Here is a 24,197-nt window from a genome sequence, read left to right on the forward strand (position 1 = left end):
TCACCATCTACACACTCTGAGTGACCGAGCTCGGGCTCACCCCCGACAATTTCATGAAGGGAACCGGACATGGGTCCCCATCCTGCGGTCGCGGCGATACGCCTGGCGGTCCGCCGCGTCCTCCACGACATCCTCACCGACCACGGCCGAACGACCGGAGAGCCCGGCGCCCCGGACGGCGCCCCGGACAGCACCCCGCACGAGCGCCGGCCGTCGCCGCTCGTGTTCGTGGCGTGCTCCGGCGGAGCCGACTCCATGGCCCTCGCCTCGGCCCTCGCCTTCGAGGCCCCCAAGCTCGGCATCCGCGCCGGTGGCGTCACGGTCGACCACGGTCTGCAGCCGGGCTCCGACCTGCGCGCCGCTGAAGTCGTCCTGCGCCTGCGCGAACTGGGCCTCGACCCGGTCGAGGCCACCGCCGTGACCGTCGGCCGCGAAGGCGGACCCGAGGCAGCCGCCCGCGATGCCCGCTACGCCGCGCTGGACGCCGCCGCCGAACGCCATGGCGCCCTCGCGGTCCTGCTCGGCCACACCCGCGACGACCAGGCGGAAACCGTCCTGCTCGGCCTCGCCCGCGGCTCGGGCATCCGCTCCCTGTCCGGTATGGCCGCTGTCTCCGGAGGGCCGGGGGCCGCCCGCCGCTACCGCCGCCCCTTCCTCCAGCTCGACCGGCAGACCGCCCGCAAGGCCTGCATGGTCCAGTCGCTGCCCGTCTGGGACGACCCGCACAACGCGGATCCGGCGTATACCCGCTCCCGGCTGCGCCACGAGGGTCTGCCCGCCCTGGAGAAGGCGCTCGGCAAAGGAGTCGTGGAAGCCCTCGCCCGTACGGCCCGGCTCTCCCGCGACGACGCCGACGCCCTGGACGCCTGGGCCGGTCAGGCCGAGGCCTCCGTCCGGGACGCGGCCGGTCTCCTGGAGTGCGCCAAGCTCTACGCCCTGCCGCCCGCCGTACGCCGCCGCATCCTGCGCCGCGTCGCCATCGAGGCCGGCGCTCCGGCGGGCTCGCTGTTCGCCCGGCACATCGAGGAAGTCGACCGGCTGATCACCGGTTGGCGAGGCCAGGGAGCCATCAATCTCCCGGGCAAAGTCGTCGCCCAGCGGCAGGGTGGCAGACTGGTGATTCGGCAAGGCTGAATCCGGACCCCCGCCATCGGATCGCTTACGGCTCGTGGGCGGTCCGAACGGCCGGTGGGACGACCGAAAGTGATGCGGGTGGACGCGAACGACATGGGTGCCGACCTCAAGACGGTACTCATCACCAAGGAAGAGATCGACGCGAAGCTGGTCGATCTGGCCGCGAAGATCGACGCGGAGTACGCGGGCAAGGACCTGCTCATCGTCGGCGTCCTCAAGGGCGCGGTGATGGTCATGGCCGACCTCGCCCGGGCGCTGTCCACCCCCGTCACCATGGACTGGATGGCCGTGTCCTCGTATGGGGCGGGCACCCAGTCCTCCGGTGTGGTGCGGATCCTCAAGGACCTCGACACGGACATCAAGGGCAAGCACGTCCTCATCGTCGAGGACATCATCGACTCCGGCCTGACCCTGTCCTGGCTGATCTCCAACCTCGGCTCGCGCGAGCCCGCATCCCTCAAGGTGTGCACCCTGCTGCGCAAGCCCGAGGCCGCCAAGGTCGCCATCGACGTCGAGTGGGTCGGCTTCGACATCCCGAACGAGTTCGTCGTCGGTTACGGCCTCGACTACGCCGAGAAGTACCGCAACCTCCCGTTCGTCGGTACGCTCGCGCCCCACGTCTACGGTGGCTGAGAGCCAGTCGGCCCAAGCCCTGTAAGACGATCGGGAACCTCAGCGGGTTTCGCGCCGTTGGAGCATGCAGACGGGCTCGCCAGCCCTCCCGTGCGGCTTCGGTCCACAATGCTGGGGTACCGTCAGAAGAACTGTCTTATCAAACTCACTATGGCAGGAGGGACGGGGCGTCATCGCTCCGTATGGATGGACGTGAAGCGATACTTCCGTGGGCCGGTCATGTGGATCGTGCTGGCCGTCCTTGCCGTGGTCGTGTTGATGCAGGTCGTCGGCTCGTCCGGTGGCTACAAGACGGTGGACACCGGCCAGGTGATCCAGGCGATCAATGACAACAAGGTCGAGTCGGCCAAACTGACCACCGGCGACGAGTCGACCATCAAGGTCGAACTCAAGGACGGCGAAAAGGTCGAAGGCAGCTCGAAGATCCAGGCGAGCTACATCGGCGACCAGGGCGTGACCATCGCCGGCACGCTGCAGACCAAGTACCAGGACAAGCAGATCCCGGACGGTTACACCGTCTCGCCGACGAAGCAGAACGCCTTCGTCGGGATCCTGCTCTCCCTGCTCCCCTTCGTCCTCATCGTGGTCGTCTTCCTGTTCCTGATGAATCAGATGCAGGGTGGCGGCTCCCGGGTCATGCAATTCGGGAAGTCCAAGGCGAAGCTCATCACCAAGGACACCCCGAAGACGACGTTCTCGGACGTCGCGGGCTCGGACGAGGCCGTCGAGGAGCTCCACGAGATCAAGGAGTTCCTGCAGGAACCGGCGAAGTTCCAGGCCGTCGGGGCGAAGATCCCCAAGGGCGTACTGCTGTACGGCCCTCCCGGCACCGGCAAGACCCTGCTCGCGCGTGCTGTCGCGGGCGAGGCCGGCGTGCCGTTCTACTCGATCTCCGGTTCCGACTTCGTCGAGATGTTCGTCGGTGTCGGTGCCTCCCGAGTCCGTGACCTGTTCGAGCAGGCCAAGGCGAACGCCCCGGCGATCGTCTTCGTCGACGAGATCGACGCGGTCGGCCGCCATCGCGGCGCCGGCCTCGGCGGTGGTCACGACGAGCGCGAGCAGACGCTGAACCAGCTGCTCGTCGAGATGGACGGCTTCGACGTCAAGGGCGGTGTGATTCTCATCGCCGCGACGAACCGACCGGACATCCTCGACCCGGCTCTGCTGCGTCCCGGCCGTTTCGACCGCCAGATCGCGGTCGACCGTCCGGACATGCAGGGTCGTCTGGAGATCCTCAAGGTCCACCAGAAGGGCAAGCCGGTCGCGCCGGACGTCGACCTGTCGGCCGTCGCCCGCCGCACCCCGGGCTTCACCGGCGCGGACCTGTCGAACGTGCTGAACGAAGCGGCGCTCCTGACGGCGCGCAGCGACAAGAAGCTCATCGACAACCACTCGCTGGACGAGGCCATCGACCGTGTCGTGGCGGGCCCGCAGAAGCGGACCCGGATCATGTCGGACAAGGAAAAGAAGATCACCGCGTACCACGAGGGCGGACACGCCCTGGTCGCGGCGGCTTCCCCGAACTCCGACCCGGTCCACAAGATCACGATCCTCTCGAGAGGCCGTGCTCTGGGCTACACGATGGTCCTGCCGGACGAGGACAAGTACTCGACCACGCGCAACGAGATGCTGGACCAGCTGGCCTACATGCTGGGTGGCCGCGCGGCCGAGGAACTGGTCTTCCACGACCCGACGACCGGCGCTGCGAACGACATCGAGAAGGCCACCGCAACGGCCCGCGCGATGGTCACGCAGTACGGCATGACCGAGCGTCTCGGAGCCATCAAGTTCGGTGGCGACAACACCGAGCCGTTCCTGGGCCGGGAGATGTCGCACCCGCGTGACTACTCGGAAGAGGTCGCCGCGCTGGTCGACGAAGAGGTCAAGAAGCTGATCGAGACGGCGCACAACGAGGCCTGGGAGATCCTGGTCGAGAACCGCGACGTCCTCGACCAGCTGGTCCTCCAGTTGCTGGAGAAGGAGACGCTGAACAAGGAGCAGATCGCCGAGATCTTCGCTCCCATCGTCAAGCGTCCCCCGCGGCCGGCCTGGACCGGCTCCTCCCGCCGTACGCCGTCCACCCGTCCGCCGGTGCTCTCCCCCAGGGAGCTCGCACTGACGAACGGTGCCAACGGCGCCACGCCGGCGATCTCCACGGCGAAGTCCACCGCGGCGGAGCCCGCCCCGGTGACCGAGCCCGCACCCGAGGAGCGTCCGGAGAGCTGACTCCTCGGGCACCTCGGCCCCGGTGACCTCACCAGGCCCGGAATGGATTGCCGCGCCCCCCAGGTTCTAGCCTGGGGGGCGCGGCATTTGTATGCCCGCAGTGACGCGCGTGGCCCACATGCGCGAGAGGCACAGGAACGAGGCACCAGATGACCGACCCCGTGATGCTGGACGGCGAGGGCTCCATCGGCGAGTTCGACGAGAAGCGGGCCGAGAACGCCGTACGTGAACTGCTGATCGCGGTCGGCGAGGATCCGGACCGGGAGGGCCTCAGGGAGACGCCGGCTCGGGTCGCGCGGGCGTACAAGGAGATATTCGCGGGGTTGTGGCAGCGCCCGGAGGACGTGCTGACGACGACGTTCGACATGGGGCACGACGAGATGGTGCTCGTGAAGGACATCGAGGTGTACTCGACGTGTGAGCACCACCTCGTGCCGTTCAGGGGCGTCGCCCACGTCGGATACATTCCGGCCACCACCGGAAAGATCACCGGCCTGTCCAAGCTGGCCCGCCTGGTGGACGTCTACGCCAGGCGCCCGCAGGTGCAGGAACGACTCACCACGCAGATCGCGGACTCCCTGATGGAGATGCTGGAGCCGCGTGGCGTCATCGTGGTCGTGGAGTGCGAGCACATGTGCATGTCGATGCGGGGCATCCGCAAGCCCGGCGCCAAGACCCTCACGTCGGCCGTGCGCGGGCAGCTGCGGGACGCGGCGACGCGGAACGAGGCGATGAGCCTCATCATGGCCCGCTGACGTCCACCGGCGTCACGCCGCCGAAGCCGCCCCCGTGTTGTGGTCGTCGTCCTCGGGGAGCCTGCACACGCGCTCCAGGAAGATGGCGGCCGCTATGACGGCGATGCCCGCGAGGACCGAGAAGCCGGCGTAGATGGCCTGGTCGCGGCGGGCGGGGATGTCGAGGGACTCGAGCAGGAAGACGCCGGTGCCGCCGTACATCCCGGAGACCAGGGCGGCGACCAGGGCGCTTGCCTGGCCGAAAACGACCGCGCGGGCCGCCATGAGCGGGTCGACGCCCTTGGCCTCGGGGCGGCGCTCCCGCTGGGCCTTGAGGCGGGCGCGGATGGAGAGCGCCGTGGCCAGCAGGACCGCGGCGATCAGGGCGAGGACGATGGGGGCGGCCAGGGGGACGCTGGGGAGGGTCCCGACCGAGTTCCACAGGCGGGCGCCCGCCCAGGACAGGATCCCGGCGATGGCGAAGACGCCGGCCAGCAGCCTGATGCGCAGCTCTCTCACGGTGTCCCTTCAGGTCCCCGGCCGTGGTCCCGGACGGTGGTCGTGACGACCCGTCCGGTCCGGCCGGCATGTCCGGCCGCCCCGGGGTCGTCTTGACCTTAACGGCTACTCGGGCAGCCGGAGTTCCAGGTCCTTGCGGGGTTCTACGCCGTGGCGGGTGAGGGTGTCGAGGAGGGCGGCGATCGCGCCCCGCCCGGGCAACTGGGCCTCGGGTTCCACGTCGTGCCAGGGGGCGAGCACGAAGGCGCGTTCGTGGGCGCGCGGGTGGGGGAGGGTGAGGTGCGGGTCGTCGGTGACGACGTCGGCGTACGTGACGATGTCGACGTCGAGGGTGCGCGGGCCCCAGCGTTCGTCCCGTACCCGGTTGAAGGCCTCCTCGACGGCGTGCGCCCGCTCCAGGAGGGAGGACGGGGGCAGGGTGGTCTTCAGGACCACGACCGCGTTGAAGTAGGACGGCTGACTGCCGGGCTCGACGCCCCACGGCTCCGTCTCGTACACGGGGGAGACGGACTTGATGCGGACGCCGGGGGTGTCCTCCAGGGCGTCGATGGCGCCCTGGAGGGTCTCCAGGCGGTTGCCCAGGTTGGAGCCGAGGGAGATCACGGCTCGTTTCGGGTTGTGCAGGGTGGTGTCGGCGGCGTCGACCTTCTCGACGACGGAGGCGGGTACCGGCTGTACGGTCGGGTCGCTCTGACCCTCGGTGAAGAACGCGGTCATACTCGGCTCCGGGTGATGGTGACGGTCACGTCGTCGAAGGGGACGGTGATCGGCGCGTCCGGTTTGTGGACGGTGACCTCGACCTCCTGGACCCCTTCGTGCTTCAGACAGGCCTGGGTGATGCGCTCGGCGAGCGTCTCGATGAGGTTGACGGGCTCGCCCTCGACGACGGCCACGACCTCCTCCGCCACGATGCCGTAGTGCACGGTCTTCGCCAGGTCGTCGTCGGCGGCGGCCGGTCGGGTGTCCAGGCCCAGGACGAGGTCCACGATGAAGGTCTGGCCTTCCTCGCGCTCCTTGGGGAACACACCGTGGTGCCCGCGGGCCTTGAGGCCGCGCAGCGCGACACGATCCACGCGAATCACTCCTGCAATCGTCGGTGACGGCCGGTTCGTACCGCGTGCGGGCGGTACACCGGCCTCGAACGAATCTACCTGCGAGCACTGACAAGGCCGGGCCACGGGGGCGCGGCCGGGCCGGGTTCAGGAGGGTTCACCCTGCGTTTCCCCTGGGGAACCCGACGGCTCACGGGCTGGTAGCCGCCCCTACCCAGGGTCCGTGATTCCAACCACTTCCCCATCCTTCGCGGGCGGTCCCGGGTGGCTCGCGGGAGTCCCCGGGGGCGCCGTCCTATGAGTCGCCTACCCGCTCAGGCGGGCGTCTCGTCGCTTTCGTCCTCGTCGTTTTCGGCCAGGACGGGAGAGGCGTGATGGGACCAGATCTTCCAGCCGTCGGGGGTACGGCGGAACACGTTCGTGGCGACGACCAGCTGGCCGACGAGCGGGCCGAGCTCTTCGCCGCCCTCGGGGGCCGGGCCGCCGCTGAGGATGTTCTCCGTACAGGTCACCAGGGCGGTGTCGCCGGTGACGGACACATGTACGTCGGTGAGGAAGAACTGGATGTAGTCCGTGTTCGCCATGATCAGGGCGTACGACCTGAGGACCTCGCCGCGGCCGGTCAGGACCGGCCAGCCGGGGTGCACGCAGGAGACCACGCCGACATCGGCCGGGTCGTGGTACTCCTCGTCGACGCCCAGGTCGGCCGGGGTGAGCCAGAGCGACTCCAGCGCTTCGAAGTCACCGCCCTCCAGGGCCTCGTAGAAGGAGGTGTTGGCGAGTTCGACCGCTTCCACGTCGGTGTGGGGGGCGCTCACCGGTCTCCCTCTGCACCGTTGTCCGCGGCGCGTGCGCCTTCCGCGGACCGCGCGCTCTCCACGGCGCGCGCGACCCGTACCGCGTCCGCCGTCGCGCGCACCTCGTGCACGCGCACCGCCCATGCGCCGGCGTGCGCCGCGAGGGCGGAGACGGCGGCCGTCGCGGCGTCGCGCTCGCGTGCGGGCGGGGGAGCGGCCTCCGGTCCGGCGAGGACGCGGCCGAGGAACCGTTTGCGGGAGGCCGCGACGAGCAGCGGGTGGCCGAGGCCGAGGAGGCGGTCGAGGTGGGCGAGGAGGGTGAGGTCGTGTTCGGCGTCCTTGGAGAAGCCGAGGCCGGGGTCGACGACGATGCGGTCGGGGGAGATGCCGCCCGCCAGAACGGCCTCCACGCGCGCGTGGAGTTCGTCGGCGACTTCGGCGACCACGTCGTCGTACACGCCCTTGACGTTGGCGCCTTCCAGGAAGCCGCGCCAGTGCATGACGACGAAGGGGGCGCCGGCCGCGGCCACCGCCGGGACCATCGCGGGGTCGGCGAGGCCGCCGCTGACGTCGTTGACCAGGGCTGCGCCGGCCGCGAGGGCCCGTTCGGCGACGGAGGCGCGCATGGTGTCGACGGAGACGGTGACACCCTCGGAGGCGAGGCCGCGGACGACCGGGACGACCCGCTTGAGCTCCTCGGCCTCGTCGACCCGGGTGGCGCCGGGGCGGGTGGACTCGCCGCCCACGTCGACGAGGTCGGCGCCCTCGGTGACCAGGTCGAGGCCGTGCTTGACGGCGGCCGTCGTGTCGAAGAAACGGCCACCGTCGGAGAAGGAATCCGGGGTGACGTTCACGACTCCCATGACCGCGCAGCGGCCCCATTCCGGAAGGCCCGCGACGCGCCCACGTCCGCTCTGCTTGCTCATACGTTCAGCGTAGGCCCAGGGGCGGGGCCGTAAGGCCGAGGCCCGCCTGTCGCGACAGCCGGGCACGTGCGGCCCGAGCGGAAGTCCTCGGGCTGGAGGAGGGGGCGGGGCTCCCGCTCGGGCCTGTCCTGGAGGCCGCGGTCCGTGCCGGTCGGTCGGCACCGCGGCCCTGCCCGTCACGCCGCGCGGACGTCCCGTTCCGCGACGGCGTGGGCGCACGCGCGCGGGCCGGCCGGCCGGCGGCGGAGGAGGCGTGGCAGGGGGAGGGCCAGGTTGACGAAGCCCTCCGCCTGCATGGCGGCGAAGCCGATGCGGGGCAGGTCTCCGGAGGCGCGGTAGACGACGAAGCGGGGCTCCCAGCGGGGCTGGAACTTCGCGTTGAACTTGTACAGGGACTCGATCTGGAACCACCGGGAGAGGAAGACCAGCAGCCCGCGCCAGGCGCGCAGCACCGGACCCGCGCCGATCTTCTCGCCGCGCGCCAGGGCGGCGCGGAACATCGCGAAGTTCAGGGACACGCGTGCGATGCCGAGCCTCGGTGCCGCCTGGAGTGCCGCCACGATCAGCAGTTCGTTCATGCCCGGGTCCGCCGAGCGGTCCCGCCGCATCAGGTCCAGGGACGCGCCGTCGGTGCCCCACGGCACGAAGTGGAGGATCGCCTTCAGGTCGCCGTACTGCCCCGGCCGGTCGTCGGCCTTGTGGGCCGTGGCGACGAGGCAGTCGCCGTCGGCGGGGTCGCCGATGCGGCCCAGCGCCATGGAGAAGCCGCGTTCGGTGTCGGTGCCGCGCCAGTCCTCGGCGGCGCGGCGGATGCGGTCCAGCTCGGCCTCGCCGAGGTCACGGACGCGCCGCACCCGGGTCTCGTAACCGGCGCGCTCGATGCGTTTGACCATCTGGCGCACATTGCGCATCGCGCGGCCGGCCAGGGAGAAATCCGCGACGTCCACCACCGCCTCGTCGCCCAACTCGAGGGCGTCGAGACCGGTCTCGCGGGTCCAGACCTCGCCGCCGGTCTCGGAGCAGCCCATCACGGCGGGGGTCCAGGAGTGGGCCCGGGCCTCGTCCATGAAGCGCTCGATGGCGCCCGGCCAGGCCTCGACGTCGCCGATCGGGTCGCCGCTGGCGAGCATCACGCCGGAGACGACGCGGTAGGTGACGGCCGCCTTGCCGCTGGGCGAGAAGACGACGGCCTTGTCACGGCGCAGCGCGAAGTGGCCGAGGGAGTCGCGGCCCCCGTGCTTGTCCAGCAGGGCCCGCAGACGGGCCTCGTCCTCCGCCGTGAGGCGCGCGGCCGGGTGCTCGGGGCGCAGGGCCAGGTAGATCGTCGTGACGGCGGTGAGCAGGCCCAGGGCGCCCAGGGAGAAGGCGACCGTCCAGGAGGTGTTGCCCTGGTAGTCGACCGGGCCCTCGAAGCCGAACAGGCCGTACAGGACGTGCGCGATGCGGTCGGCCAGACTGGGGTCGCCCACCATGCGGTTGGGGTGCGCGCTGACGATGACCAGTCCGAGGGCGAGCGAACCGGCGCCCATGAGGACGAAGTTGGCGAGCGCCCGCCACCGGCTGCGCGGGTCGGGCAGAGCCGCGAACTGGTCGCGGTGGCGCAGGAGGGGCGCGAGCAGCGCGAGCGAGATGAGCACGCCCACCAGGGAGTGCCGGTAGGTGAACTGCGCCACCGCGCCGGCCGGGAGCAGGATCACGGCCGCGCGCCAGGCCCGGCGCTTGTGACGCCTGAGCCCATGGGCGAGCAGCAGCAACAGGACGCCGGCACTGAGCGAGAGCGCGGCGGCGAACGGTCCGAGCGCGCCGGGCAGCACCTCGGCCATGGTGTGCATACGGCTGTGCCTGAAGCGCGGGAAGACGCCGGCCGCGATGTCCACGAGGCCCACGAGCGCGCAGGCTCTGCCGACGAGGGCCGGGACGGCCTCGGGGCGCGGACCACTCAGGGCGCGCCGCACCCGGTGTGATCCGGTCGGAACCTCGCCCGACATTTCCTCATCTGTCCTGACAGACATCGCATCCCGTTGTTCTGCGAGAGACCTTGGATCCGGGCCCGATTCGGGCATCCGGCGACATTGCGCCCTCTAGGACGGTGTCTCAGGGGGAGAGGTTCACTCAACTCCTCAAAGCCGTTCCAAAGTCCAGGGAAAGTCCCGGGCAAGCCCTCACGAAGGAATCCATGGGTCTCACGAGCAACAAGACACTGGTGCTGGCGGTGCTCTTCGCGGTGCTGCTGTTCGTCGGCACGGTGTGGCTGTGGCCACGACTGGCGCAGCGGAACTGGCGGGCCGTCGGCGGACGCGTGGGCCTGCTGTTAGCCACGCAGTTGGCGCTCTTCGTGTCGGTGGGCCTCGCCGCCAACCAGGCCTTCGGCTTCTACGCCTCCTGGGCGGACCTGTTCGGGCGGGAGACCGGCCAGGGTGTGGTCGTCGACCACACCGAGGGTCTCGGGTCCGGCGGCCCTCTCCAGGTGGTCGACACGCGGAGGGTGTACGAGACGGGCGGTCTGAGGCCGCAGGCCGGCGGGCAGATTCAGAAGGTCGCCATTGCGGGCCGTACGACGCATATCAACACGCCCGCCTACGTGTATCTGCCGCCGGAGTACTTCCAGCCGGAGTACCGCACGCGGACGTTTCCCGCGGCCGTCGTCCTCACCGGTTATCCGGGTACGGCTCAGGCGCTGGTGAACAAACTCCACTTCCCGCGCACGGCCTGGAACCTCGCCAGGAACGGGCGTATGCAGCCGATGATCCTGGTGATGCTGAGGCCGACGGTGGCGCCGCCGCGGGACACGGAGTGCGTGGACGTGCCGGGGGGCCCGCAGACCGAGTCGTTCTTCGCCAGGGATCTGCCCGACGCCGTACGGGCCCACTACAGGGTCGGCGCGAAGCCGGGCAGCTGGGGGATCATCGGCGACTCCACGGGCGGCTACTGCGCGCTGAAGCTCGCCATGCACCACCCCGAGGTGTACGCCGCCGGGGCGGGATTGTCCCCGTACTACAACGCGCCGAGCGACCCGACCACGGGCGATCTCTTCCACGGTGACAAGGAACTGCGCGATCGCGCGAACCTGTTCTGGTACCTCAAGCACATGCCCGCACCCGACACTTCACTGCTCGTCACCAGCAGCAAGGTCGGCGAGGCGAACTACAAGGACACGTTGAAGTTCATCGAGCGGGTGAAGGGCACCGGGCGGACACGGATCTCCTCGATCATCCTCGAAAGCGGCGGCCACAACTTCAACACCTGGCGGCGGGAGATTCCCGGGACGCTGCAGTGGATCAGCGGGCGGCTGGACGACCACTGAAAATGATCTTGCGGTTCTCGGTGCCCTTGTCGTTCCCGTCTTGCCGATCCTGCCGAATTCGGTGGCGGATCTGATTCCTGATGACGTGTGAAGGCATCGGGATGGCTGTGTTTTTACGGGCTGGGGCACCATCATTCGCCTACGCGCGGTAAGTTTCTGGCCATGCCACGTGGACGTCACCGCCATTCACCGCCCTTGCACAGGATGCTGCCCCCGTCGGCCATCGCAGGCGTTTCTCTCGTCTGTGCGCTCGGCCCCTGGGTGTTCACGGAACAGATGGTGCTCCGTGGTCTGGCCGCGGCCGCCGCGGCGACGGCGGTCGTCGGAGCGGTTGTCATGCGTCACTGGGACACGCAGGCGGGCAAACAGGTCGCCGACCTCACGCGCGCGCGTGCGAGCGACGAGTGGCGCTTCGAGGAGCGGGTGGCCGAACTGGAGACCGACCTCGACGAGTCGCGCGAACTGCGCGTCAAGCTGGAGCAGCGGCTGCGGGCCAAGCGCGCGGAACTCGCGGGCCTGCGCAACGAACACGCGGCCCTGCTGCGGCGGTACGCCACGGCGGAGACCGAGCGCGCGAGCGCCCTGGAGGGCCGCCGCCTGCTGGAGATAGAGGCGACCGGTCCGACCCGTGAGCTGCTGCCGGCACAGGCCGCGCCGGTGGCCGAGGCGGGGGTCGTGGCTGCCCCGGCCGACAAGGAGACCGACGAGACGGGCGAGGCCGCCGAGGCCGTACCGGCGGCGGAAGAGGGATCCGAGGCTCCGGCGATCTTCTCGCCCGAGGGCTCCAAGTTGTTCCTGCGGGCGAAGGGGGCGCTGGCGCGCCTCGGCGACCACGGCGACGGCACGGCGGTCAAGGCCGAGCCGAAGAGCGAGCCCAAGGACGTCACGCAGGGCGAGCCGAAGAGCGAGCCGAAGGATGCGACGACGACCGAGCCGAAGGGCGAGCCCAAGGACGCGACGAAGGCCGGCGCCAAGGACGCCGTGAAGGACGAGCCGGTGAAGGCCGGTTCGGCCGGGGAGACGGCCGCCGAGGCCGTCGGCGGCACCGAGGCGGAGGCCGCGCAGGAGGACGAGGTGCGGGGGAAGCCCGTGGCGGTCGACGAGCATGAGCGCGCGGCCGCCACCACGACGGCGAAGACCGCCCAGCCGGGCCGGCGGTCCTCCGGACACTTCGTCGCGCCGACCGCGGTGGCGGTCGCACCGGCGACCCCGGCGCGGCGCCCGCTGGTGGAGGGCGGCTTCGACTTCTTCGGTATGCAGAAGGGGGCGGCCCCGGCAGCTCTTGCCGCCGTCCAGAACGAGGACCTCGCCGACGTCGTCGGCCAGGAGGCGCTCGCCCTCCACAAGGCCGAGTCCGAGGCGGAGTTCAAGCCGGTGGACGAGGAGTCCCGTGGCGTCGGCCAGGTCATCGACCTGACCGCCCACGACGAGACGGAGCAGATCGACCTCCAGGGCCTGCGAAGCGCGGTCTCGTGACATCCGTCCGCAGGCGGGCCCTGGAGGACCTAGGACGCCATCCAGCGGTCCGGTCGCGCGACCTTCCGACCCGTCCGTGACCTCTCGGCCTGCCCCCGCAGCAGTTCGGCAGCCTCCTGAGCGTCCCTCAGCCGCGCTGTGACCGTCTTGTTGGCACCCGTGTCCACGTGGACGTCGGCGACGCGCCACACGCGCTTCCAGGGCCCCTGCGCGAGTCGCACGCTCTGCACCTTCGCGTGCGGAACGAGCGACAGACTCCGCCGCAGCAGGCCGTGCCGGGCCGCGAACACCGCGTCGGTGACGACGAGTCCGTAGCCGCGCCACCACCACGGCACGCACCGGGCGGCCCGCCGCGGTGGACGGGACAGCGCCGACAGGGGCGGCACGGTCACGCCGGGCAGCACGCGCGCGACGACCGACTCGGCGACCTCCCGCGGAGCGACCGGCACCAGTACGGAGTTGGACGACCCTGCCACGTCCAGCTCCACCCGCACCCAGCCGCGCCGCCGCCACAGCAACGGCTCCACGATCCGTACGGTCTGCACGCGCCCCGGAGGCACCGTCTCGTGCGTACGGTCCAGCAGCCCGTGGTCGATCCGCAGCCCGTCCGGCGACTCGCCCACCGTCCAGTCGTACTCGGCGACGAACCGCCCCACGCTGCTCGCGCCCGCCGCACCCAGCAGTGGCAGCGCGGTCGCGAGGACCGTCCACACGCTGTGGGTGGCCAGCCACAGCACCGGCGGTACGACGAGCGCGGCGACCAGCGTGCCCCAGGTCGCGCCGGTCAGCACCAGCGAGACGGCGAGCACACCCGGCGGCACGCGCAACAGCTCGCGGGAGGGCGCCTCGCCGACCTCGTGCGCCGTCTCGGGCGCGAAACCGGCGGCGCGGGCGAGGAGTTCCGCGCGCAGGGCCCGCGCCTCGCCCTCGCCCAGGAAGGCGAGTTCGTCCTTCTTGTCCGCGCCCACGACGTCGAGTTTGAGTTTCGCGACCCCCGCCACCCGTGCGAGCAGCGGCTGGGTGACGTCGACGGCCTGGATGCGTTCGAGCCGGATGTGCGCGGCACGCCTGAACAGCAGGCCGGTACGGATGCGCAGTTCGGTGTCGGTCACCGCGAAATGGGTGAACCACCAGGTCAGAAAGCCGTAGAGAGCGGCGGCCGGCACGAACACGGCGAGCCCGATCACCAGTGTGGTCGTCGTGAGCCTCGTCAGCTGTTCCTGAGCCTGGTTGGGGTCGTGCGCCGCCCACCCGATGATCACGGCGATCGGCGCCCAGGCTCGCCTGAGCGGCGTCACAGGGTGCAGCCGTCGCTCGGCGACGGGCGGCTTCTCGCGTATCGCGTCGCCCACGCCCGGCGCCGTCACAGGCCCGCCGATCGGGCCTCGCCGAGTTCGGTGAGCCGGTCGCGCAGCCGTTCCGCCTCGGCCGGGTCGAGGCCCGGGATGGTCGCGTCGGTCGCCGCGGCCGCGGTGTGCAGCTGCACGCTGGCCAGCCCGAAGTGGCGTTCGACGGGCCCGGAGGTGACCTCGACCAGTTGCATCCGCCCGTACGGCACGACGGTCTCCTCCTGCCAGAGCACGCCGCGGCTGATCAGCAGGTCGTCGGCGCGCTCGGCATAGCGCCAGGAACGCCAGTTGCGGCCGAGCATCACCCAGCCCCAGGCCGTCAGGGCCGACGGCAGCAGCGCGAAGACCGACCAGACCGGAGCGACGAGCAGGCCGAGCAGCAGCCCGAGTCCCAGAGCCAGCAGCCCCAGCCACACCACCAGCAACAGACGTCGCATCCGCAGCAGCCCCGGTGGCAGCCCCGTCCACACCGGCTCGTCCCCCGTGGTCCCCGTGTCCGCCGTGCTCCCCGTCTCCATACGGTCAGCGTACGTAGGAGAGACTGTGTCCATGACTCCTACGACGGAGACCATGGTCGGTATCGGCGGCGCCGCGGAGAGCACCGACATGGTGCTCAACATCGGGCCCCAGCACCCGTCCACCCACGGTGTCCTACGCCTCAGGCTGGTGCTGGACGGCGAACGGATCCAGCACGCGGAGCCGGTGATCGGCTACATGCACCGCGGCGCGGAGAAGCTCTTCGAGGCGCGCGACTACCGCCAGATCATCATGCTCGCCAACCGCCACGACTGGCTGTCGGCCTTCTCCAACGAGCTGGGTGTCGTCCTCGGGGTGGAGCGCATGCTCGGCATGGAGGTCCCCGAGCGCGCGGTGTGGACGCGCACGCTGCTCGCGGAGCTGAACCGGGTGCTGAACCACATGATGTTCCTCGGCTCCTATCCCCTGGAGCTCGGCGGCATCACCCCCGTCTTCTACGCGTTCCGGGAGCGCGAGACGCTCCAGAACGTCATGGAGGAGGTCTCCGGCGGGCGCATGCACTACATGTTCAACCGCGTCGGCGGCCTCAAGGAGGACCTCCCGGCGGGATGGGCCTCACGCGCGCGTGCCGCCGTCGCCTCCGTGCGCTCACGGATGGACGTCTACGACGATCTGGTCCTCGGCAACGAGATCTTCCGGGGGCGCACCCGGGGCGTGGGCGTCCTCGCACCGGAGGCCGTGCACGCCTACGGCGTGAGCGGGCCGATCGCGCGCGCCTCGGGCGTCGACTTCGACCTGCGCCGCGACGAGCCGTACCTGGCCTACGGCGAGCTGCAGGACACGCTGAAGGTGGTGACCCGGAAGGAGGGCGACTGTCTCGCCCGCTTCGAGGTCCTCCTGGAGCAGACGCACAACGCCCTCGACCTCGCGGACGCCTGCCTCGACCGGCTCGCCGGCCTCCCGCCCGGGCCGATCAACCAGCGGCTCCCCAAGGTCCTGAAGGCGCCCGAGGGCCACACGTACGCGTGGACCGAGAACCCGCTCGGCATCAACGGCTACTACCTCGTCAGCAAGGGCGAGAAGACCCCGTACCGGCTGAAGCTGCGCTCCGCCTCGTACAACAACATCCAGGCCCTCGCGGTGCTGCTGCCGGGCACGCTGGTCGCGGACATGGTGGCGATCCTGGGGTCACTGTTCTTCGTGGTCGGGGACATCGACAAGTAGGCCGTCGACAGGTGGGACGCCGGCTGGCGGGCCGTCGGCGGCGGGACCGTCGACGGGTACGCCGCCGGCGAGCAGTCCGCCGAGGGGCGCTGCCGGGATCCTCACCGGCTGGATCAGCCACCCGAAGTCGCCGAGGCCACCCGTGGCCGTGAGCTCGGCGGCCTCTCCGGCGCTCGCCAGGGCGCGTACGTAGGCCGTGGGCTGGGTGGAGGCGAGCGCGAGCGGGGGGCGTGCGCCTGAGATGCCCAAGGCGCGCAGGGCGTCGCGCTGGGTCAGCACCCGCCCACCGGGGAGCGCGCACGCGTCCAGGGCGACATGCGCCGTGATGTCGCACGACCCGTCCGGTACGGGTGCCGTCTCGCGTCCCTCCAGAAAGCCGGTGAGCGTCCCGAACAGGGGCCGCGCGTCGGCGGTGTGCGCGTAGTCCACCGCCACCGCGAGCCCCCGGTCGAGGGTGGCGACCGCCGACGACCACGCCTCGTCCCTGGGCAGACCGATCTCGGCCCGCAACCCCTCCTCGGCCGGCAGGGGCCACCAGCGCGCGAGCCACTGCGCCGCCGGACCGGAGACCGGCTCCCCGAGTCGCTCGTGCCCGTCCCGCCGTACGAGAACCAGCCGCGGTACGCCCGCGGAGTCGACCTCGGCGATCTCCACCGGCACGTTGTCCAGCCACTCGTTGGCGAACAGCAACCCGGTGATTCCCTGCGGGGGCTCGGCCAGCCACTCGATCCGGTGATCGAGGCCGGCGGGCCGGTCGGCGATCTCGACGGCGTACCCGCGCGCGCGGGAGGCCACGTCCGCGGGCAGCGCGGCCAGCACGCCGGCGACCAACTCGCCCCGCCCCGCGGCCATGTCGACGAAGTCCAGCGTCTCGGGCCGCCCCAGCGCCTCGTCGACCCGGCACAGCAGCCGGGCCACGGCCTCGGCGAACAACGGGGACGCGTGCACGGACGTACGGAAGTGCGCGCCCGGCCCTTCCGGCCTGCGGTAGAAACCCTCCGGTCCGTACAGGGCGGCCTCCGTGGCCGCCCGCCGGCCGAGCCAATCGCCCACTGTCTCCTCCTGCGTCACGCCGTCAGGTTAGGCGCACAGGGGAACGGGGCCTCCACCTTGCGGAGTATGCGCGTGAGGTACGGATCGGTCCTCCGGTTGACCCCTGCACGCATCTCGCTTCCCTACGCTGGGTTACGTGCAACGCCTCTATGACTTCCTCCGCAGGCACCCGACATGGGTCGACAGCTTCTGGGCCGTCTTCCTGTTCGGGATCTCGGTGGTGGGTGAAACCGCCCGTCAGGAGGCGCGGGGTACCGACTCCCCGGCGGTCGTCGTACCCATCGTTCTCCTGTTGTGCCTGGTCATCGCGCTGCGTCGGCGCATGCCGGAGAAGATGCTGCTGTTGACCATCGGCCTGGGCGCGGCGCAGCTCGTGCTGGACGTGGAGACGACGGCCGCCGACTTCGCCATGCTGGTGATCGTCTACACCGTGGCCGCGACCGGTGCCCGCTGGGCGTCCCGGCTCGCCCTGGCCGTGGGCCTGAGCGCGGCGCCCCTGGCGACACTGCGCTGGCCGAACCAGGACACCAGCGTGCTGGGCAACCTCGCGTTGATGATCTTCCAGGCGGTGCCGTTCGCGCTGGCCTGGGTGCTCGGCGACTCGATCCGCACCCGCCGCGCCTACTTCGCACAGCTGGAGGAGCGGGCCGCGCGCCTGGAGAAGGAGCGCGAGGCGCAGTCGAAGGTCGCGGTCGCCGCCGAGCGCGCCCGGATCGCGCGCGAGCTGCACGATGTCGTCGCGCACAACGTGTCGGTGATGGTGGTGCAGGCCGACGGCGCCGCCTACGTCCTCGACGCTGCCCCCGACCAGGCCAAGAAGGCCCTGGAGACGATCTCCTCCACCGGCCGCCAGGCGCTCGCCGAGATGCGCCGCCTGCTGGGCGTGCTGCGCACCGGCGAGCACCAGGAGGGCGGCGAGTACGTCCCGCAGCCCGACGTCGAGCAGATCGACGAGCTCGTCGAGCAGTGCCGGGGCTCCGGTCTGCCCGTCGACTTCAAGATCGAGGGCACCCCGCGGCCGCTGCCGAGCGGCGTCGAGCTCACCGCCTACCGCATCGTGCAGGAGGCGCTCACCAACACCCGCAAGCACGGTGGGCCGAACGCGGGTGCGAGCGTCCGCCTGGTCTACTTCGACGACGGGCTCGGCCTGCTCGTCGAGGACGACGGCAAGGGCGCCCCGCACGAGCTGTACGAGGAGGGCGGCGCCGACGGCGCCGGTCACGGCCTGATCGGCATGCGGGAGCGGGTCGGCATGGTCGGCGGCACCCTGGACGCGGGCCCGCGTCCCGGCGGAGGATTCCGCATCAGTGCCCTGCTCCCGCTCAAACCGGCGCACTGACACCGACGCACGTCCTTCGTTGACACCTGTAACGACCCCTGCGAAAAACGACCCTGCAAAAAGAGAGGCCCCGATGACGATCCGCGTGATGCTCGTCGACGACCAGGTGCTGCTGCGCACCGGGTTCCGGATGGTGCTTGCCGCCCAGCCGGACATGGAGGTCGTCGCGGAGGCGGGCGACGGTGTCGAGGCCCTCCAGGTGCTGCGCTCGACCGCCGTCGACGTCGTGTTGATGGACGTGCGCATGCCGAAGCTGGACGGGGTGGAGACCACCCGCCGTATCTGTTTGGAGTCCGACCCGCCGAAGGTCCTGATCCTGACCACCTTCGACCTGGACGAGTACGCCTTCTCCGGGCTGAAGGCCGGCGCCTCCGGTTTCATGCTCAAGGACGTGCCGCCCGGCGAGCTGCTGGCCGCCATCCGCGCGGTGCACAGCGGTGACGCGGTGGTGGCGCCCTCGACCACGCGCCGCCTGCTCGACCGCTTCGCGCCGATGCTGCCCAGCGCCGGCAAGGAGCCGCAGTTCAAGGAGCTGGAGCGGCTCACCGACCGTGAGCGCGAGGTCATGGTGCTGGTCGCCCAGGGCCTGTCCAACGGCGAGATCGCGGCCCGGCTCGTGCTGTCCGAGGCGACCGTGAAGACCCACGTGGGACGCATCCTGACCAAGCTGGGGCTGCGGGACCGGGTCCAGGTGGTGGTCCTGGCGTACGAGACGGGACTGGTCCGGGCGGGCGGGCACGGCTGAGGCGGGCGGGCCCCGCCTCCAGCCGGCGTATCCCCTCCGGGAAGCCGCTGCCCAGCCGGGCCCGCGGGCCCAGGGCCGGTGGCTGCGCCCGCGTCCTACTCGCTGACCGCCTCGGCCGTTTCCTCCGGTTCGGCGGCCACCTCGGTCACCCGAGCGACGAAGTCCGCGACCGCCGCCTTCACGTCGTCGGCCGTCCACTGCAGGCCGTCGGCGCGCACGGTGACCTCGGTGACGCCCAGGCCCGGCCCGCCCCGGCCCCAGGGGACGCCGAAGAGCAGTGTCTTCGTCTGCTCGGCCTGCCGTACGGCCGCCTCGGCGAGGACGTCCGGGTCGTACGGCAGCCAGACCTGGAACTCGTGGGTGTGCGGCTGTTCGGGGAAGACGCGCGCCCACGGCACTCCGGTCCCGGCGAAGCCCTCCCGCAGTGCGGCGGCGACCACGCGCGCGTGGGCCACGTACTCCGGCAGCCGGGGCAGCTCGCGCTCCAGACCCACGAGCGCCGACAGCACCGTGGGGAACTGCTGGAAGATCATGCCGCCGTACCGGTGCCGCCAGGTCTTCGCCTCCTCCACGAGGGTCCGCGGGCCGGCCAGCGCGGCGCCGCCGAAGCCGTCGAGGGACTTGTAGAACGACACGTAGACGCTGTCCGCCAGACCCGCGATCTCGTCCAGGGGGCGACCGAAGTGGACGGTGGACTCCCACAGGCGTGCGCCGTCGAAGTGCACCACCGCGTCGCGCTCGCGCGCCGCCTCCACGACCTCCGTCAGCTCCTCCCAGGAGGGCAGCACGAACCCGGCGTCCCTCAGGGGCAGCTCCAGCATCAGCGCCCCGAAGGGTTCCTCGAAGTCGCGCACCTCCTCGGCGGTCGGCAGCCGGGGCTCGCTCGTCAGGCGGACCGGGCGCAGCCCCGCGACCTCGCTGAGCGCGCCTCTTTCGTGCACCTCGGGGTGGGCCAGCGCGTGCAGCGCCACGGTGGGGTTGCCGGTACGGCCCGCCCAGCAGCGCAGGGCGACCTGCTGGGCCATGGTGCCGGTCGGGAAGAACGCGGCCGCCTCCGTGCCCAGCAACGTGGCGACGCGGTCCTCCAGGGCCTCCACGATCCGGTTGCCGTACATGTCGCCGGGCTCGTCGAGGTCGTACACCCGAGGGGCCGCCTCCTGCAGCCAGGCGAGGCGTTCGCGCAGCGTGCCGCGGAAGCCCGCCCGGGACAGGACACGCTCCGCCCCCAGGCAGGCGGCCGCCCGCCGTTCCCGCAGCCGCTCCTGCGCCGACTGTTCCCCGCCCTGTTCCGCCGTGTCCGTCATGGTCCGGATCATGCCGTGCGGTGGTCCGCGGCGGCACGCGCATTTCCGTCGTCCCGTCAGGGACGCCGGGGTGCCGGGAAACCCACAGCCTGTGGACAACCGGACGCCTCCGGAACCGATCGCGTTAACATGACGAGAAATCGTCCGGTACCCAGAGCGGACTGGAACGGGAAGGCCGCCGTCGCGTGAGTACAGTCCACCAGCCAGATCCCAAGGACCGCCCCGCGCGGCTCACCGTCGGCGTCGTGGGCGCCGGACGGGTGGGCCCCGCACTGGCCGCGTCCCTGCAACTCGCCGGACACCGCCCGGTGGCCGTCTCCGGGGTCTCCGACGCCTCCAGGAGGCGCGCCGCGCAGCTGCTGCCCGACGTGCCGATCGTCACGCCCGCCGAAGTCCTCGGGCGCGCCGACCTGGTGCTGCTGACCGTCCCCGACGACGCACTGCCCGGCCTCGTCGAGGGCCTCGCCGAGACCGGGGCCGTGCGGCCGGGGCAGCTGCTCGTGCACACCTCCGGGCGGTACGGCGCGAAGGTCCTGGACCCCGCCCTGCGCGCGGGCGCGCTGCCGCTGGCCCTGCACCCGGCGATGACCTTCACCGGCACCGCCGTCGACGTCCAGCGCCTGGCCGGCTGCTCCTTCGGCGTCACCGCGCCCGACCAGCTGCGGCTGGCCGCCGAGGCGCTCGTCATCGAGATGGGCGGCGAACCCGAGTGGATCGCCGAGGAGAACCGGCCGCTCTACCACGCGGCCCTCGCGCTGGGCGCCAACCACCTGGTGACGCTGGTCGCCCAGTCCATGGAGCTGCTGCGCACGGCCGGCGTCGAGGCCCCCGACCGGATGCTCGGCCCGCTGCTCGGCGCCGCCCTCGACAACGCCCTGCGCTCCGGCGACTCGGCCCTCACCGGCCCCGTCGCGCGCGGGGACGCGGGCACGGTCGCCGCGCACGTCACCGAGCTGCGCAGGCACGCCCCGCAGACCGTCGCCGGCTACCTGGCGATGGCGCGCGCGACCGCGGACCGGGCGCTCGCCCACGGACTGCTGAAACCGGAACTCGCGGAGGACCTCCTCGGGGTACTCGCCGACGGGACCACCGGGACCACCGGGACCGGGACCGACGGCACCGAAGGGGACGCCCGATGACCACCGCCCTGCTGCGTACCGCCGACGAGCTGCACGCACGCGTGCGCGCGGGCCGCCGCGCCGTCGTGATGACCATGGGCGCCCTGCACGAGGGCCACGCCACCCTGATCCGCACCGCCCGCGAGATCGCGGGACCGGACGGCGAGGTCGTGGTCACCGTCTTCGTGAACCCGCTGCAGTTCGGCAAGGGCGAGGACCTCGACCGCTACCCCCGCACCCTGGACGCCGACCTCAAGATCGCCGAGAACTCGGGCGCCGACGCCGTGTTCGCGCCCGGCGTCGAGGAGGTCTACCCGGGCGGCGAGCCCCAGGTCCGCATCAGCGCCGGCCCCATGGGTGAGCGCCTGGAGGGCGCCTCGCGCCCCGGCCACTTCGACGGCATGCTCACCGTCGTCGCCAAGCTGCTGCACCTCACCCGCCCCGACGTCGCCCTGTACGGCCAGAAGGACGCCCAGCAACTGGCCCTGATCCGCCGCATGGCACGGGACCTGAACTTCGGCGTCGAGATCGTCGGCGTACCGACCGTGCGCGAGGAGGACGGCCTCGCCCTGTCCAGCCGCAACCGCTACCTCACACCGGAGGAGCGGCGCACGGCGCTCGCGCTGTCCCGCGCGCTGTTCGCGGGCCGCGACCGGCACGCGGCTCAGGAGGCGCTGCGCGCGCGGGCGCGTGAGGTGCCCGCCACGCACGCGCGTGCCGAAGCGCTGAGCGCCATAGGGGAGTCCCGCGCGGCGGCCGACACCCACGCCGTCGCAAAGGCCCGCACGTCCCCGACCACCGCTCCTGGCCAGGACGCTTCGCTTCGCCCCGCCTCCACGGGCGGTCCCGCGGCCGTCCGCTCGGCCGCCCGCCTGGTCCTCGACGACGCCGGCCGGCTGAGCCCGCCGCTCGCGCTCGACTACCTGGCCCTGGTCGACCCGTCCGACTTCACCGAGATCGAGGACGACTTCACCGGCGAGGCCGTCCTCGCCGTCGCCGCCCGGGTCGGGACGACCCGGTTGATCGACAACATCCCCCTCACCTTCGGAGCCGCCTCGTGACCAGCACAGGCATACGACTGCACGCGCCCGCCCCGGGCTGGTCCATCGACGCCGACGTGGTCGTCGTCGGCTCCGGTGTCGCCGGCCTGACCGCCGCCCTGCGCTGCGAGTCCGAGGGCCTGCGGACGGTCGTGGTCACCAAGGCCCGCCTCGACGACGGCTCCACCCGCTGGGCCCAGGGCGGCATCGCCGCGGCCCTCGGCGACGGGGACACGCCCGAACAGCACCTGGACGACACGCTGGTGGCGGGCGCGGGCCTGTGCGACGAGGAGGCCGTGAGGATCCTCGTCACCGAGGGGCCCGACGCCGTCCGCAGGCTCATCGAGACCGGCGCCCACTTCGACGAGTCCGAGGAGGGCCGCCTCGAGCTCACCCGCGAGGGCGGCCACCACCGCCGCCGCATCGCCCACGCGGGCGGTGACGCGACCGGCGCGGAGATCTCCCGGGCGCTCGTCGAGGCGGTACGCGCGCGTGGCTTGCGCACGATCGAGAACGCACTCGTCCTGGACCTCCTCACGGACGCCGACGGCCGCACCGCGGGCGTGACCCTGCACGTCATGGGCGAGGGCCAGCACGACGGCGTGGGCGCGGTGCACGCCCCCGCGGTCGTCCTCGCGACCGGCGGCATGGGCCAGGTCTTCTCGGCGACCACCAACCCGTCCGTGTCGACCGGCGACGGCGTGGCACTCGCCCTGCGCGCGGGGGCGGAGGTCTCGGACCTCGAATTCGTGCAGTTCCACCCGACCGTGCTGTTCCTGGGCGCGGACGCGGAGGGCCAGCAGCCCCTGGTCTCCGAGGCGGTACGCGGCGAGGGCGCCCACCTGGTGGACGCCGACGGCGTGCGCTTCATGGTCGGCCAGCACGAACTCGCCGAACTCGCGCCCCGGGACATCGTCGCCAAGGGCATCATGCGCCGCATGCAGGAACAGGACGCCGAGCAGATGTTCCTGGACGCCCGGCACTTCGGCGCCCACATGTGGGCGCACCGCTTCCCGACGATCCTCGCCGCCTGCCGCGCCCACGGCATCGACCCGGTCCACGAGCCCATCCCGGTCGCCCCGGCCGCCCACTACGCCTCCGGCGGCGTCCGCACCGACCCCCAGGGCCGTACGACCGTCCCCGGCCTGTACGCGTGCGGTGAGGTCGCCTGCACCGGCGTGCACGGCGCCAACCGGCTGGCGTCGAACTCCCTCCTGGAGGGGCTCGTCTACGCCGAGCGCATCGCCGCCGACATCGCGGGGCGCCGGGCGGAGAACGGCCTGCACGCGCGGGTGCCGGTCCCCGTGGAGCACCCCGAGAAGCCCGCGCACCCCCTGCTCGCCCCCGAGGCCCGGTTCCTGATCCAGCGGACCATGACGCAGGGCGCGGGCGTCCTGCGCTCCGCCGACTCCCTCGCGACCGCCGCGGACGCCCTCCATCGGCTCCACGCCGACGCCCGGGACGCCCTCGACGAGAACGGCAAGACCGCCGAGCCCGGCGTCGACACCTGGGAGGCCACCAACCTCCTGTGCGTGGCCCGCGTCCTGGTCGCCGCCGCGAGCCTGCGCGAGGAGACCCGCGGCTGCCACTGGCGCGAGGACCACGCCGAGCGCGAGGACACGACATGGCGGCGCCACATCGTCGTACGGCTGAATCCCGACCGGACGCTGGCCGTACACACCACGGACACCCCAGACTTCCCCCCGACCCGGCACCAGCAGCCCCACCGTCCCCAGGAGCAGTGACA

At 71.7% G+C, this 24,197-nt stretch carries 22 protein-coding genes; 12 read left to right on the forward strand and 10 right to left on the reverse strand.

Annotated features, from left to right (window positions below):
- The first annotated feature begins 69 nt into the window (after positions 1 to 69).
- From tilS to folE, 4 genes are all read left to right on the forward strand, one after another.
- Positions 70 to 1,134 (forward strand): tRNA lysidine(34) synthetase TilS, encoded by a 1,065-nt coding sequence (gene tilS, locus ACFWWR_RS11875; protein ID WP_383864528.1) that lies wholly within the window; start codon positions 70 to 72, stop codon positions 1,132 to 1,134.
- A 72-nt stretch (positions 1,135 to 1,206) separates the two neighbouring features.
- Positions 1,207 to 1,767 carry a hypoxanthine phosphoribosyltransferase gene (gene hpt / locus ACFWWR_RS11880; protein ID WP_383864707.1) on the forward strand — a complete coding sequence of 187 codons (561 nt, stop codon included), beginning with the start codon at positions 1,207 to 1,209 and terminating at the stop codon, positions 1,765 to 1,767.
- A 186-nt stretch (positions 1,768 to 1,953) separates the two neighbouring features.
- A complete protein-coding gene (ftsH, locus tag ACFWWR_RS11885; protein ID WP_383864526.1) occupies positions 1,954 to 3,993 on the forward strand; it encodes an ATP-dependent zinc metalloprotease FtsH in 2,040 nt (679 codons plus the stop codon).
- A 149-nt stretch (positions 3,994 to 4,142) separates the two neighbouring features.
- A complete protein-coding gene (folE, locus tag ACFWWR_RS11890; protein ID WP_383864523.1) occupies positions 4,143 to 4,748 on the forward strand; it encodes a GTP cyclohydrolase I FolE in 606 nt (201 codons plus the stop codon).
- Positions 4,749 to 4,760: 12 nt separating this feature from the next.
- On the opposite strand, the gene ACFWWR_RS11895 is transcribed toward folE, so the two are convergent.
- The 6 genes from ACFWWR_RS11895 to ACFWWR_RS11920 all read right to left on the reverse strand — a co-directional run bounded on the left by ACFWWR_RS11895 (position 4,761) and on the right by ACFWWR_RS11920 (position 10,009).
- Positions 4,761 to 5,246, reverse strand: coding sequence for a DUF3180 domain-containing protein (locus tag ACFWWR_RS11895; protein WP_383864519.1), 486 nt, complete (start codon positions 5,244 to 5,246; stop codon positions 4,761 to 4,763).
- A gap of 105 nt (positions 5,247 to 5,351) precedes the next feature.
- On the reverse strand, positions 5,352 to 5,963 hold the full coding sequence (gene folK, locus ACFWWR_RS11900; RefSeq protein ID WP_383864516.1) for a 2-amino-4-hydroxy-6-hydroxymethyldihydropteridine diphosphokinase: 612 nt from the start codon (positions 5,961 to 5,963) through the stop codon (positions 5,352 to 5,354).
- Entirely contained in the window at positions 5,960 to 6,319 is a 360-nt protein-coding gene (gene folB / locus ACFWWR_RS11905) for a dihydroneopterin aldolase (protein ID WP_217235004.1), read from the reverse strand. The genes folK and folB overlap by 4 nt, the downstream gene beginning before the upstream one ends.
- A 293-nt stretch (positions 6,320 to 6,612) precedes the next feature.
- A complete protein-coding gene (locus tag ACFWWR_RS11910; RefSeq protein WP_383864511.1) occupies positions 6,613 to 7,116 on the reverse strand; it encodes a nuclear transport factor 2 family protein in 504 nt (167 codons plus the stop codon).
- Entirely contained in the window at positions 7,113 to 8,021 is a 909-nt protein-coding gene (folP, locus tag ACFWWR_RS11915; RefSeq protein WP_383864508.1) for a dihydropteroate synthase, read from the reverse strand. The genes ACFWWR_RS11910 and folP overlap by 4 nt, the downstream gene beginning before the upstream one ends.
- Positions 8,022 to 8,197: 176 nt before the next feature.
- The gene (locus ACFWWR_RS11920) at positions 8,198 to 10,009 is read right to left on the reverse strand and encodes a phosphatidylglycerol lysyltransferase domain-containing protein (RefSeq protein ID WP_383864505.1); all 1,812 of its coding nucleotides are present in this window, start codon (positions 10,007 to 10,009) and stop codon (positions 8,198 to 8,200) included.
- Between the two features lie 188 nt (positions 10,010 to 10,197).
- On the opposite strand from ACFWWR_RS11920, the gene ACFWWR_RS11925 reads away from it, so the two are divergent.
- Both ACFWWR_RS11925 and ACFWWR_RS11930 read left to right on the forward strand, forming a co-directional pair.
- On the forward strand, positions 10,198 to 11,325 hold the full coding sequence (locus ACFWWR_RS11925) for an alpha/beta hydrolase (protein ID WP_384303080.1): 1,128 nt from the start codon (positions 10,198 to 10,200) through the stop codon (positions 11,323 to 11,325).
- Positions 11,326 to 11,487: 162 nt separating this feature from the next.
- A complete protein-coding gene (locus ACFWWR_RS11930) occupies positions 11,488 to 12,801 on the forward strand; it encodes a hypothetical protein (RefSeq protein ID WP_383864499.1) in 1,314 nt (437 codons plus the stop codon).
- Between the two features lie 29 nt (positions 12,802 to 12,830).
- Here the strand turns inward: ACFWWR_RS11930 and ACFWWR_RS11935 are convergent, their stop codons facing one another.
- Together ACFWWR_RS11935 and ACFWWR_RS11940 are read right to left on the reverse strand one after the other, a co-directional pair.
- Positions 12,831 to 14,168: a PH domain-containing protein gene (locus tag ACFWWR_RS11935; RefSeq protein WP_383864496.1), complete on the reverse strand. Its 1,338-nt coding sequence runs from the start codon at positions 14,166 to 14,168 to the stop codon at positions 12,831 to 12,833.
- Entirely contained in the window at positions 14,165 to 14,668 is a 504-nt protein-coding gene (locus tag ACFWWR_RS11940; RefSeq protein ID WP_383864493.1) for a PH domain-containing protein, read from the reverse strand. Before ACFWWR_RS11940 ends, ACFWWR_RS11935 begins: the two co-directional genes overlap by 4 nt.
- 31 nt (positions 14,669 to 14,699) lie before the next feature.
- On the opposite strand from ACFWWR_RS11940, the gene ACFWWR_RS11945 reads away from it, so the two are divergent.
- Entirely contained in the window at positions 14,700 to 15,851 is a 1,152-nt protein-coding gene (locus ACFWWR_RS11945; protein WP_383864490.1) for an NADH-quinone oxidoreductase subunit D, read from the forward strand.
- On the opposite strand, the gene ACFWWR_RS11950 is transcribed toward ACFWWR_RS11945, so the two are convergent.
- Complete coding sequence (locus tag ACFWWR_RS11950; RefSeq protein ID WP_383864487.1) at positions 15,816 to 16,922, reverse strand: SAM-dependent methyltransferase; 1,107 nt, start codon at positions 16,920 to 16,922, stop codon at positions 15,816 to 15,818. The two genes, ACFWWR_RS11945 and ACFWWR_RS11950, sit on opposite strands and share 36 nt — an antisense overlap.
- A gap of 118 nt (positions 16,923 to 17,040) precedes the next feature.
- Between ACFWWR_RS11950 and ACFWWR_RS11955 the strand changes: the two genes are divergently transcribed.
- Entirely contained in the window at positions 17,041 to 18,243 is a 1,203-nt protein-coding gene (locus ACFWWR_RS11955) for a sensor histidine kinase (protein WP_383864484.1), read from the forward strand.
- Positions 18,244 to 18,316: 73 nt separating this feature from the next.
- Positions 18,317 to 18,988 (forward strand): response regulator, encoded by a 672-nt coding sequence (locus ACFWWR_RS11960; protein WP_383864481.1) that lies wholly within the window; start codon positions 18,317 to 18,319, stop codon positions 18,986 to 18,988.
- 95 nt (positions 18,989 to 19,083) lie between these two features.
- Here ACFWWR_RS11960 and ACFWWR_RS11965 read toward each other — a convergent pair whose 3' ends face one another.
- On the reverse strand, positions 19,084 to 20,292 hold the full coding sequence (locus ACFWWR_RS11965; protein ID WP_383864479.1) for a threonine aldolase family protein: 1,209 nt from the start codon (positions 20,290 to 20,292) through the stop codon (positions 19,084 to 19,086).
- 185 nt (positions 20,293 to 20,477) lie between these two features.
- Here ACFWWR_RS11965 and ACFWWR_RS11970 point away from each other — a divergent pair, with 185 nt between their 5' ends.
- From ACFWWR_RS11970 to ACFWWR_RS11980, 3 genes are read left to right on the forward strand one after another with little or no spacing between them, the layout of a single operon-like run.
- Positions 20,478 to 21,431, forward strand: coding sequence for a Rossmann-like and DUF2520 domain-containing protein (locus tag ACFWWR_RS11970; protein ID WP_383864476.1), 954 nt, complete (start codon positions 20,478 to 20,480; stop codon positions 21,429 to 21,431).
- Entirely contained in the window at positions 21,428 to 22,471 is a 1,044-nt protein-coding gene (gene panC, locus ACFWWR_RS11975) for a pantoate--beta-alanine ligase (protein WP_383864473.1), read from the forward strand. Before ACFWWR_RS11970 ends, panC begins: the two co-directional genes overlap by 4 nt.
- On the forward strand, positions 22,468 to 24,195 hold the full coding sequence (locus ACFWWR_RS11980; protein WP_384303082.1) for an L-aspartate oxidase: 1,728 nt from the start codon (positions 22,468 to 22,470) through the stop codon (positions 24,193 to 24,195). The genes panC and ACFWWR_RS11980 overlap by 4 nt, the downstream gene beginning before the upstream one ends.
- The last annotated feature ends 2 nt before the right edge of the window (positions 24,196 to 24,197 follow it).

The organism is Streptomyces sp. NPDC058678, from assembly GCF_042714835.1.
Lineage (GTDB): Bacteria > Actinomycetota > Actinomycetes > Streptomycetales > Streptomycetaceae > Streptomyces.